Source organism: Georgenia sp., assembly GCF_054605595.1.
In genome coordinates, this window is sequence record NZ_JBTSDU010000022.1 from 18,617 (window position 1) to 30,188 (window position 11,572).

7 protein-coding genes and 1 pseudogene are annotated in these 11,572 nt (G+C 73.7%); 1 reads left to right on the top strand and 7 read right to left on the bottom strand.

Annotated elements, in window-relative coordinates:
* Positions 1–8: 8 nt before the first annotated feature.
* From ACYC1Z_RS04810 to ligD, 7 genes are all read right to left on the bottom strand, one after another.
* A complete protein-coding gene (locus ACYC1Z_RS04810) occupies positions 9–1,814 on the bottom strand; it encodes a GAF domain-containing sensor histidine kinase (RefSeq protein ID WP_461408404.1) in 1,806 nt (601 codons plus the stop codon).
* Positions 1,811–3,754 carry a thiol reductant ABC exporter subunit CydC gene (gene cydC / locus ACYC1Z_RS04815; protein WP_461408405.1) on the bottom strand — a complete coding sequence of 648 codons (1,944 nt, stop codon included), beginning with the start codon at positions 3,752–3,754 and terminating at the stop codon, positions 1,811–1,813. Before cydC ends, ACYC1Z_RS04810 begins: the two co-directional genes overlap by 4 nt.
* Positions 3,751–5,598: a thiol reductant ABC exporter subunit CydD gene (cydD, locus tag ACYC1Z_RS04820; RefSeq protein WP_461408406.1), complete on the bottom strand. Its 1,848-nt coding sequence runs from the start codon at positions 5,596–5,598 to the stop codon at positions 3,751–3,753. Before cydD ends, cydC begins: the two co-directional genes overlap by 4 nt.
* A 4-nt stretch (positions 5,599–5,602) precedes the next feature.
* Positions 5,603–6,667 carry a cytochrome d ubiquinol oxidase subunit II gene (gene cydB, locus ACYC1Z_RS04825; protein ID WP_461408407.1) on the bottom strand — a complete coding sequence of 355 codons (1,065 nt, stop codon included), beginning with the start codon at positions 6,665–6,667 and terminating at the stop codon, positions 5,603–5,605.
* A gap of 34 nt (positions 6,668–6,701) precedes the next feature.
* Positions 6,702–8,222: a cytochrome ubiquinol oxidase subunit I gene (locus tag ACYC1Z_RS04830; protein WP_461408411.1), complete on the bottom strand. Its 1,521-nt coding sequence runs from the start codon at positions 8,220–8,222 to the stop codon at positions 6,702–6,704.
* Between the two features lie 229 nt (positions 8,223–8,451).
* Positions 8,452–9,519 (bottom strand): ATP-dependent DNA ligase, encoded by a 1,068-nt coding sequence (locus ACYC1Z_RS04835; RefSeq protein ID WP_461408408.1) that lies wholly within the window; start codon positions 9,517–9,519, stop codon positions 8,452–8,454.
* Positions 9,520–9,555: 36 nt separating this feature from the next.
* Positions 9,556–10,590, bottom strand: coding sequence for a non-homologous end-joining DNA ligase (ligD, locus tag ACYC1Z_RS04840; RefSeq protein WP_461408409.1), 1,035 nt, complete (start codon positions 10,588–10,590; stop codon positions 9,556–9,558).
* A 532-nt stretch (positions 10,591–11,122) separates the two neighbouring features.
* Between ligD and ACYC1Z_RS04845 the strand changes: the two are divergent.
* Positions 11,123–11,572, top strand: a pseudogene (locus tag ACYC1Z_RS04845) (hypothetical protein); the annotation flags it as partial.

Here is an 11,572-nt window from a genome sequence, read left to right on the forward strand (position 1 = left end):
GGGCCCGCTCAGGTCAGCGGGGCCTGCCATCTCATGAGGCTGCCCTGGCCGGCCTCGTTGGTCCCCACGGAGAACGTGCCGCCGTGGCGACGGGCCCGGGTGGCGAGGTTCGCCAGGCCCGACCGGCGCGTGACGGACGGGGCGACGCCCGTGCCGTCGTCCTCGACGTCGACGATCACCCGCCCGGTCGGGCCGTAACCGAGCACACTCACCCGCACCTGCACCGACGCCGCCCGCGCGTGCCGCGCCGCGTTGGACAGGCCCTCCCGCACGACGGCGACGACGTCGTCGGCGAGGTCGGCGTCCACGAGGTTGTCGACCGTGTCGATCAGGGTGCCCTCGTTCTCGGCGGAGGCGATGAGCGCGCCGTCGACATCGATGAGCAGCGACGGGGCGTAGCCGAGCGAGGTGCGCGCGAGGGACGCCTCGCGCCGCAGCCGCTCCACCAGCACCACGGCGCTGTCCGGCTCGCGCAGGGAGTGGACGATGGCGCGGATCTGCTTGACGGCGTCGTCGACGCTGCCCAGCGCGCCGTCGAGCAGCTCGGCGGCGTGGGCCTCGCCGCGCCGGTCCATCTCGGCGCGGACGGACTCGAGCTGCATGCCGGTGGCGAAGAGCTGCTGGATCGCGAGGTCGTGCAGGTCCCGGGCGATCCGGGCACGCTCGCTCAGCAGGGAGGCGACGTCCTCGGCGTGCCGCGCGGCCGCCAGCTCCAGCGCCAGGGCCGCCTGGCCGGCCACCGACTCCGCCATGGCGAGGTCGGACTGGTCGAACTCCGGACCGCCGATCGTACGCAGCAGCAGGAGGACGCCGTGCCCCTCGCCGCGCAGCATCATCGGCGCGTACAGCGCGGGGCCGAACTGGGCGAGCTCGGGCAGGCGCAGGGTGCGCAGCCGGGTGAGGGAGTCGACGATCATGCCGGTGCCCTCCTTGAGCACCGTCATGGCGCGCCCCTCGGGGGGGAAGACGAGGCCGAGGAGCTTGCCGGCGCTGACGCCGTGGGCGATCTCGCACGCCCAGGTGTCGCCCACGGAGGGCAGGATGATGAGGGCGGTGTCGGCCTCGGCGACTTCGCGTACCCGGGCGGCGATCATCTCGAGGGCCTCCTCCTCCTCGGTGCCCTCCAGGAGCGCGATGGTGATGTCCTGGCTCACGCTGATCCAGCGCTCGCGGTTGCGGGCCTCGGCGTACAGGCGCGAGTTCTCGATGGAGACGGCCGCGGCCTCGGCCAGGCTCATCATGTCCTCGGCGTCGCGCTCGCTGAACCCACCGGGCTTCTCCGCGAGGTAGAGCCGGCCGAAGGCCCGGTCGCGCACCCGCACGGGCACCCCGAGGAACGAGTACATGGGCGGGTGACCGGGCGGGAACCCACCGAAGTCGGGGTGCTGGGTGAGATCGTCCAGCAGCAGCGGCCCGTCCACCGGGATCGCGCCGAGCACGCCCCCACCGCGCGGCGGGTGGCCGAGCATCTCGACCTCCTCCTCGGTGACGCCGACCTGGACGAACGCGGTGGTGTTGCCGCGGGCGTCGAGCACACCGAGGGCGGCGTACTCGGCGCCGCACAGCCGGGCGGCGCGGTCGACGAAACTGCGCAGCGCCTCGGTGATGTCGAGGTGGGAGGCGACGTTGATCGCGGCCCCGAGCAGGGACGGCGTGTCGGTGCGCCGTTGGCCGTCGCCACGGGGGTTGACGAGGCGTGGATAGTTTGCGCCGTGCGGGTCCGTCCGTCCGACGCCGACGCCGACGCCGCCGCCGACGCCGCCGACGGGGCCGGGCGCGGCCCGCTCGGCGTCGTCCTGACCGTTGTGGTTCATCGGTGTTCTTCCTGCTCGGCGGCCCATCGGTAGGCCGGCACCGTGGCCAGGAGCTCGTGGTGCGAACCCCTGGCCAACACGGTAGCCGTTCCTGGGGCGACGCCGTCGCGGCCCAGCAGGATCACCTCGTCGGCGGCGGCCAACGCGGCGAGCCGGTGCGTGACCAGCACGACGCCGCGCGGCGCGGCGGCGTCCCGGCCGGCACCGAGGAGGTCGGTGACGAGGCGGTCGGCGGTGGCCGGGTCGAGGTGCTCGGCGGGCTCGTCGAGCAGGAGGATCGGTGCCGGGCTCGCCAGGGCCCGGGCCAGGAGCAGGCGCCGGCGCTCGCCGCCGGAGATGGTGGCGGCGTCCGTGCCCAGCATGGTGGCCGGCCCGTCGGGCAGCCGGGCGAGCCAGGGGCCGAGGCCCGTCCGGTCGAGCAGTGCCGTCGCCTCGGCCTCGCTGACGTCCCCGCGGGCCACCCGGAGGTTCTCCAGCACGGTGGTCTCGAAGATGTGGGCGTCCTCGGCGGTGAGCACCACGCGCCGGCTCACCCAGCCCCGATCGGCGCCCCACGAGTCGGCGCCGTCCACCGTCACGCTGCCGGCACGGGCCGGGAGCAACCCGGCCAGGGTCAGCAGGAGCGTCGTCTTGCCGATGCCGCTGGGTCCGACGACGACGACGGTGCGGCCCGGGGTCAGGTCGAGCTCGAATCCGGTGGCGACGACCGGGCCGCCGGGCCAGCCGACGGCGAGGCCGCGGGCCGCCAGGGTCGCCCCGGGCGGTCCGGGTGCGGTGGGAGATGTGACGTTCGCTTCGGCGCGGACGTGGACGGATGCCGGCGAGGCGGTGGCCGGCGGCGTCCGGGACGCCGCACCGGTGGCACCGGTGGTGGCGGCGGCCGCGTCGAGCAGCGCCATGATCCGTACGGCCGAGCCGCCCGAGCGCACGAGCTGGACGGCCGCCGGCCCGAGCATGGCGGTGCCCTCGAACGCGGCCAGCGGTGTCAGGACGATGACGGCGAGCTCGATGTGTTCCATCGTGCCGGCGACGGTGGCGGGTACCCCGAGCAGGAGCGCCCCCAGCACGGCCACGCCCATGGCCAGGGTGTCGAAGCCCGCGGCAAAGGCCGCCGGCCGCGCGGCGGCGTCCTTCGCCCGCGCCAGGACGGACTCGGTCGCGCGCAGGCCTGCCGACGTGCGGCCCACCCGCCCGGAGACGGTGAGCTCGGCGGCACCGTCGACCATGGTCATGGCGGCGGCGGAGAGGTCCGACCGGGCGGTGATCTGGGCGTGCTCGGCCAGCCGGGCGGCGCGGACGTCGAGCCAGGGGCCGACCACGCCGGCCGCGAGCAGGCAGGCGGCGAGCACGGCACCGGCCCCGAGGTGGAGCCACGACACGAGCACCACCGAGCCGGCGCCGACCACCACGGCGACGGCCGCCGGCAGCACCACCCGGACCACGACGTCCCCGACGGCGTCCACGTCGGCACCCGTGCGGGCCAGGAGGTCACCGCGGCGCAGCCCGGCGACGGCGTCGGCACGGCCGTCGGCCAACGCGCCGTAGATCCGGCTGCGCAGCGACGCCATGCCACGCAGGGCGACCTCGTGCGAGGCCAGGCGTTCGAGGTAGCGCAGCACCGCCCGGGAGATGCCGAACAGGCGCACGGAGACGCTCGCGACCCCCAGCTCCAGGATCGACGGCATCTGCGAGGCACGCGCGATCAGCCACGCCGCGGACGCCCCGAGGGCGACGGCGCTGGCCAGCCCGGCCGAGCCGGCGAGCACGGCCCAGGTCAGGCGGACGCGGTCGAGGTCGAGGAGGCGGATGGCGCGGCGCAGCGCCCGGCGCTCCTGGGCGGGCGTGACGGCGCCGCGGTCGGCGAGACCGTCGCCGGTGGTGGTGTCACCGGAGGTGTTGTCACCCGCGGGAACGGCGTCGGCGGTGGTCGAGGCGGTCACCGGCGAGCCCCCTGACGGTCGTCGCGGCCCGGGGCATCCTGAGCTCCCGGCGCCGGCGGCGCGCCTGCGGTGCTCGCCGGGCAGGCGAGGTCTGCGGTGACCGCGACGACGTCCGCGTCGGCGTCGTCGGTCGGGCGCGAGGTGACGGTGACCACGTCGTCGGCCAGGGCGACCAGCGCCGCCCGGTGGGCGATGACCAGGACGGTGCGGCCGCGGTCGCGCAGCTCCCGCACGGCGGCGAGCACGTGCCCCTCGGCGGCGGCGTCGAGGTGGGCGGTGGGTTCGTCGAGGACGACGAGCTGCTCGCTGCCGAGCAGGGCGCGGGTGAGGGCGAGGCGCTGGCGCTGCCCGACCGAGAGTCCCACGCCGCCGTGGCCGAGCACCGTGTCCCAGCCGTGGGCGAGCGCAGCGACGACCTCGGCGAACCCGGTGGCCCGTGCCGCCGCGGCGAGCTCGGCGTCGGTCACCCCGGCCTGGTCGCCGTCCGCCGGGCCCTCGTCGGCGCCCGGCAGCCGGCCGACGTCGGCACCGCCGGTCACGTTCTCCCGGACCGAACCGGGCAGGATCACCGGACGCTGCGGCACCCAGGCCACCTGGGCGTGGAACGAGCCGGGCTCGACGGCGGCGAGGTCGACACCGTCCCCGGCGCCGTCCGAGGGCACCAGGCGCACCGCACCGGCGTCGGGCACCAGCAGGCCGAGCAGGACGTGCGCCGCGGTCGTCTTGCCCACCCCGGAGGGGCCCACGAGGGCGACGACGTGCCCCGGTCGCAGCCGGGCATCCAGGCGTGACGGAGCCCAGGTGGCGCGACCGGGGGCCAGGACGCCGACGCCGGCGACCACGACGTCGCTCGTGCGCAGGTCCGGCGCGGGGACGGTGCCCGGCGCCGGCACGGGCCGGTCCAGCACCGCGAAGGCCTGCTCGGCGGCGGCGACGCCGTCCGCGGAGGCGTGGAACTGGGACCCGACCTCGCGGATCGGCTTGTAGATCTCCGGGGCCAGCATGAGCACGGCGAGCCCGGTGGTGAGGTCGAGGTCCCCGGCCACCAGGCGCGTGCCGATCACGACGGCCACCAGCGCCACCGAGATCGATGCGAGGAACTCCAGCACCGCGCCGGAGAGGAAGGCGACCCGCAGCGTCGACATGGTGGTGCGGGTGTATGCGGCGCCGAGCTCGGCCACGCGACGACCGGGCCCGTGCTCGCGGCCGAGCGCCTTGAGGGTGCTCAGCCCGGCGAGCAGGTCCAGGAGCTGGGCGCCCAGGTGCTGCATCGCCACGAGCTTCTCGGCGGCGAACTTCTGGGTGAGGAGGCCGATGAGCCACATGAACACGGGCACCAGCGGGATCGTGAGCGCGATGATGATCGCGGAGACGACGTCCAGACCGAGGACGACGGCGAGGGAAGCCGGGGTGACGGTGGCGGCGAGGATCAGCTGCGGCAGGTAGCGCACGAAGTACGGCTCGAGGTCGTCCAGGCCCCGGGTGGCGAGCGTGACGACCTGTGCCCCGTGCCCGGCGAGCCAGCGGGGCCCGTGAGCCACGGCCCTGGTCAGCACCTGCTCACGCAGGTCGGCGACGACGTCGCGGGCGGCGCGGTGCGCGAAGGTCTCCTGCGCCACCAGCACCACGAACCGCGCGCCGACGACGCCGGCGAGCCAGCCGACGAACGGGGCGACGTGCGCCCAGCCGGCCCGACCCTCGATCACCGGGGAGATGGCGTTCGCGACGAGCAGTGCCTGCGCGATCACCAGGGCCGCCGTCGCCAGGCCGCCGACGGCGGTGCCGACGATGTAGCGGCGGGCGGCCCGGGCGTGCCGGAGGAGTCGGGGGTCGAGCGGCTTCACGGCCTCAGTGTGAACCCGTGGGCTCCAGCGACGGTATCGACTCGGCGGGCGGCAGGCCCTCGTTGCCGGTGATCTCCGTGGCGGTGATGCGCTTGCGGAACACCCAGTACGTCCAGCCCTGGTAGGCGAGCACGACCGGCACGAAGATCAGCGCGGCCACGGCCATGACCTGCAGCGTCGACTGCGTGGACGCCGCCTCCGCGATGCTCAGCGACCACGCCGGGTCCAGCGAGGACGGCATGACGTCGGGGTACATGACACCGAAGATCAGGACGACGGCAGCCACGATGGCGATGGCGTTGAGCGTGAAGGCCCAGCCCTCGCGGCGCGCCCGGGTGGCGACGACGACCCCGAGCAGGGCGAGGGCAGCGACGGCGAGCGGCACCCAGGTGAGGGTGTGCGCGGAGAAGGCCAGCTGCGCCCATACCGCCCACACGCCGGCGACGACGAGCGAGACGACGGCGAGGCGCTGCGCGAGCAGCCCCGCGCGCTCACGGACCTCCCCGCCGGTCTTCAGCGCCAGGAACACGGCGCCGTGGGTGAGGAAGACGCTTGCCGTCATGACCCCGCCCAGCAGGGTGAACGGGGTGAGCAGCGAGAAGAACCCGCCCACGAGCTGGTGGTTGCCGTCGACGACCTCGATCTCCATGCCCTGGACCAGGTTCGCGAACGCGACGCCCCACAGGACCGCGGGCACCCACGCCCCGATGGTGTGCGCCCAGTCCCAGCGCGCCCGCCACGTGTCGTCGTCGATCTTGGCGCGCCACTCGATGGCGCAGATACGCACGATCAGCGCCACCAGGATGAGGAGGAGCGGGAGGTACATCCCGGAGAACATCGTGGCGTACCACTCCGGGAAGGCCGCGAACGTGGCGCCGCCGGCGGTGAGCAGCCAGACCTCGTTGCCGTCCCACACCGGGCCGATGGACCGCAGGAGGACGCGACGCTCCCGCTCGTCGCGGGCGAAGGGCTTCAGCAGCATCCCGACACCGAAGTCGAAGCCCTCGAGCACGAGGTACCCCGTCCACAGGACGGCGATGAGGAGGAACCAGAGGAGGGGGAGATCCATGACGTCGTCTCCAGTCTGTCAGGCGCGGGCGGGGTCAGTAGGCGAAGGACAGGGTGGGCTCGGGCTCCTTCGGAGCCGTGCCACCAGGGCCGTCCGGGCCGTCGGGACGGCCCAAGACGTCCGCGGGCAGCGGGTCCACGCCCTCGCGGACGTAGCGCTTGATGAGGCGGTACCACACCACGCCCAGCGCGGCGTACAGCAGCGTGAAGACGATGAGCGAGGTGATCACCGAGCCGAGCGGGACGACCGTGGAGACGCCGTCCCGGGTGAGCATGTACACCTGGTCCACCGGGTTGGCCGGGTTGGGGTGGACGACCCACGGCTGGCGGCCCATCTCGGTGAAGATCCAGCCGAAGCTGGAGGCGAGGAAGGGCATCGGCAGCGCGAGCAGGGCCAGCCGGGAGAACCACACCTTGTCCGTGATGCGTCCGCCGCGCAGGAGCCACAGGCCCGCGAGGGCGAGGCCTGCGGAGAACGCGGCCAGGCCGATCATCAGGCGGAAGGACCAGTAGGTGACGGGGAGGTAGGGGATGTAGTCGACGTCGGTGCCGAACTGATCGGCGTAGCGCCCGGTGTACTCCGCCTGGACGTCGTTGATGCCCGGCAGGTAGCTGTCCGGCCCGGAGAAAGAGCCGGTGCCGAGGAAGGAGGTGATGCCGGGGAGCTCGATGAGGTGGCGCACGTTCGCCGGGTCGCCGGAGAGGTCGCCGATGGCGAGCAGGGAGAAGGGTGCGGCCTCCTGTCCGTCGATCAGGGCCTCGGCGGCGGACATCTTGCCGGGTTGCTGCTCGTACATGAGCTTGCCCTGGACGTCGCCGGTGATGCCGACGCCGATGCCGCCGATGACCATCGTGATCAGGCCGACGTAGGCGCCGGTGCGCCACACCTGGCGGGCCTCGTGCTCGCGGCCGGCCCGGACGGCGCGGACGATCCACCAGCCGCAGATACCGGCCACGAACGTGCCCGCCACCAGCCACGACGCGGTGATGGTGTGGGAGAACGCGGCGACGAGCGTGTTGTTGGTGATGACCTCGAAGAAGCCGCCCACGCCGTCGAGCTCGGCGCGGCCGGTCTCGGGGTTGAACACGGTGCCCACGGGGTGCTGCATCCACGAGTTCGCGGCGAGGATCCAGTAGGCCGAGAGGCTGGTACCGATGGCCACGAGCCAGATGCAGGCGGAGTGCAGCCACTTGGGCAGCCGCCCCTCGCCGAAGATCCACAGGCCGAGGAACGTGGACTCGAGGAAGAACGCCGCGAGGGCCTCGATGGCCAGCGGGGCGCCGAAGATGTCACCGACGAAGCGGGAGTACTCCGACCAGTTCATGCCGAACTGGAACTCCTGGACGATGCCGGTGGCGACCCCGAGCGCGAAGTTGATCAGGAGGATCTTCCCGAAGAACTTCGTCAGCCGGTGCCACCGCTCGTTGCCGGTGCGTACCCATGCGGTGTGCATGATCGCGACGAGCGGGGAGAGCCCGATCGTCAACGGCACGAGAATGAAGTGGTAGACGGTGATGATTCCGAACTGCCACCGAGCGACGTCCAGCGCTTCCACGGGATGCCCTTTCATCAGATCAGGTCAGCGCGCGAAATCGGGCGCGGCTCGTCCTTAGGTTGGTGGGGGTCGTCGATGACGGTCTGGGACCAAGGTCCCGGGTTGGTGACGCGGTGTCAGGATCGACCTGACGCGGTGTCCGGATATTTCGGGTGTGTCGCGCTGCTCCCGTCGCAGCAGGTCCGGGTGCAGCAGGGGGCGGAGTGCGGCGGAGGTGTGTCGGCGCGACCTACCAGGCGCCGTCGACCACCTCGGAGAACCCGAACGCGACAGCCTCCTCGAGCTGGTCATAGGTGCACGAGCGCGGGTCGCGGTCCGGCCGCCACCGTCGGAAGCTGGGGATGTGGCGGAACCGGTCGCCCTCCATGTGGTCGTAGGCGACCTCGACGACGAGCTCGGGGCGCAGCGGGACGAAGGAGAGGTCCTTGCCGGTGCTCCACCGGCTCACCGCCCCCGGCCGCCGCTGCTGCTGGTGGGCCGCCTGGTCTGCCCGCTCGCCCCACGGGTGGTCGGCGAGGTCGACGTCCCGGTAGGGCGCGAGCTCGTCGAGCAGGCTCTTGCGGCGGGCCATCGAGAACGACGCCGTCACGCCCACGTGCTGGAGGGCGCCGTCGTCGGTGTCCAGTCCCAGCAGGAGAGAGCCGACGACGTCGCCGCTCTTGTGCCGCCGGAACCCGGCGACCACGCAGTCGGCGGTGCGCTCGTGCTTGATCTTGAACATGGCGCGCTTGTTCGGCTGGTAGACGCCGTCGAGCGCCTTGGCGACGACGCCGTCGAGCCCGGCGCCCTCGAAGCGGTCGAACCACTCGCGGGCCTGCTCGAGGTCCGCCGTCGCCGGCGTGAGGTGGACGGGGCCCGCGGCCCCGGCGAGGATCTCGACGAGTCGGGCGCGGCGCTCGGCGAACGGTCGCCCCGTGAGCGCCTCGTCGCCGAGGGCGAGCAGGTCGAAGCCGACGAAGGAGGCCGGGGTCCGTCCGGCGAGCAGCGCGACGCGGCTGGCGGCCGGGTGGATGCGCTGCTGCAGCGCGTCGAAGTCGAGCCGGTCGTCGATGACCATGACGATCTCTCCGTCGATGACGCAGCGCTCGGGCGCGCTGGCCTTGAGCGACTCGACGAGCTCGGGGAAGTACCGGGTCATGGGCCGCTCGTTGCGGCTGCCGAGGACCACCTCGTCACCGTCCCGGAAGACGATCGTGCGGAACCCGTCCCACTTGGGCTCGGTGTGCCCGAGGTCGGGGATCTCGGGCACCGCCTTGGCCAGCATCGGGGCGACCGGAGGCATGACGGGGAGGTCCACGAGCCGATCCTTCCCTACGCGCCCGTCCTGCGCGCCCTACGCGCCCGTCTTGCGTGCCCGGCTGGGCTGCACCCTGCTCGGCTCGCCCGGCATCTTGGGGTGGTCCGGCGGGAACGGCATCTCGCCGAGGCCGTCGGCCAGGTCACGCTCCCACCAGTCCAGCAACGGCCGCGGGTCGCCGACCGCCTCGTCCATCCCGGCCCAGGCGTCGCCGCGCTCGGCGAGCAGCCCGGGCACGGTGCGCACGGTGCAGTCGCGCGGGTCGACGTCGCCCAGCGCGTCCCACGGCACGGGGAAGGACACGGGTGCGTGCGGCAGCGGGCGGGGGCTGTATGCGGAGGCGATGGTGCGGTCGCGGGCGGCCTGGTTGAAGTCGACGAAGATCTTCTCGCCCCGTTCCTCCTTCCACCACGCGGTCGTCACCAGCTCCGGCAGACGCCGCTCGAGCTCGCGGGCGGCGGCGATCACCGCGTGGCGCACGGCCAGGAACTCGTGCTCGGGGCGGACCCGAGCGAACACGTGCACGCCCCGGCTGCCCGACGTCTTGACCCACCCCGTCAGCCCGACCTCGGCGAGCAGCTCCCGCAGCGCGGTGGCGGCCCGGGCGGCGTCGGCGAAATCGCGACCCGGCTGGGGATCGAGGTCGATGCGGATCTCGTCCGGCAGGTTCGTGTCGGCGGTGCGGCTCGGCCACGGATGGAACGTCACGGTCCCCATCTGCACGGCCCACACGGCGGTGGCGAGCTCGTCGACGACGAGCTGTGGGTGGGCACGCCCGCTGGGGTAGGTGACCGGCACGGTGCGGGCCCACTCCGGCATGCCGCGGGGCGGGTTCTTGGAGTAGAAGACCTCGCCCTCGGTGCCGTCGGGAAACCGCTGCAGCGTCACCGGCCGGTCCCGCAGCGCGGGCAGCAGGGCGTCCGCGACGGCGATCACGTACTCCGCCAGCGCGAGCTTGGTGATGCCGGCCTGCGGCCACATGAGGCGGTCCGGGCTGGACAGACGCACGGACCGTCCCTCGGGTCCGGGGACGTCCAGCTGCACCGCCGCAGAGGCCATGGCGTCCATCATGGCCGAACGTCGTCCGGCCGCACACCCAGCCGCCGGGGCGTGCGCAGCCCACCTACCCGAAGACCTCCTCGGGACCGTCGGTACGTTCCTTTGGGCCAGGGTGGAGAGGTCGGCCGCCGATGGCCGGAACCGGCGGCATCCGTCCACCGGCACTGCCGGCTGTCCGCATGTGGCGCCCGCACGCGGCGCCCGTGCGCGGCGCAGCCGCGCCCGTGGGGTTCCTGTGCGATACTTCGTCGTGGTCGGCGTGTAGTTCCACACCTGCGCTCCGGTCCGATGACGTCGTGACCGTTCCGGTCCGGACTCACCTCGCGCCGCCTCGCCACCCGGGCGAAGGCGCTGCAGCAGGGGGTTCTTGCCGGGCTCCCGAACCGCCTCCGGGCAGGTCGGCAGGTCACCCGGCCGTCGGCGTCCGAACTGCGATAGTGCAGCGGGCGTAACCAAGGACTTCCGCCCGCGGCCTGGGTCGCGGACGACGAACCGCCCGCGGGCGCCGACGTGTGGACGGCGATCGCGAGCAGGGGAGTACCCCGTGAACGACGAGAACACCACCACCGCCGCCGACGAGCAGGTCGAGAAGGCCACGCCGCCGCGCCGCACGAGGGCCCGCCGCGCGACGAGCGCGGTCACCGCCCCCGGCTCCGCGCAGGCCGACGCCGACGCCGCACCGCCCGAGACCCCCACCAAGGCGGTCCGGGCGCGCAAGACGGCCCCCAAGGCCGAAGCGGCCGAGGCGGCGGAGAAGACGGCCGCCCCGGCCAAGAAGGCCCCCGCCCGCAGGGCGAGCAGCAAGGCGGACGCGGAGACCGGCACCAAGACACCGGCCAGGAGGACCACCGCCGCGGCACGCAAGGCCATGGACACCACCGACGCCCCCGAGCCCGCCACGGAGTCGGCAGCGACCACCGAGACCGCCGCGGCGGCACCGGCCAAGCGCACCACCACGGCCCGCAGGAGCCCGCGCTCCCGTGCCGCCTCCGCC

Coding starts and splice junctions, on each gene's coding strand:
- cydB (WP_461408407.1), bottom strand. CDS start 6,667: ATGGATCTCCCCCTCCTCTGGTTCCTCCTCATCGCCGTCCTGTGGACG.
- ligD (WP_461408409.1), bottom strand. CDS start 10,590: ATGATGGACGCCATGGCCTCTGCGGCGGTGCAGCTGGACGTCCCCGGA.
- ACYC1Z_RS04810 (WP_461408404.1), bottom strand. CDS start 1,814: ATGAACCACAACGGTCAGGACGACGCCGAGCGGGCCGCGCCCGGCCCC.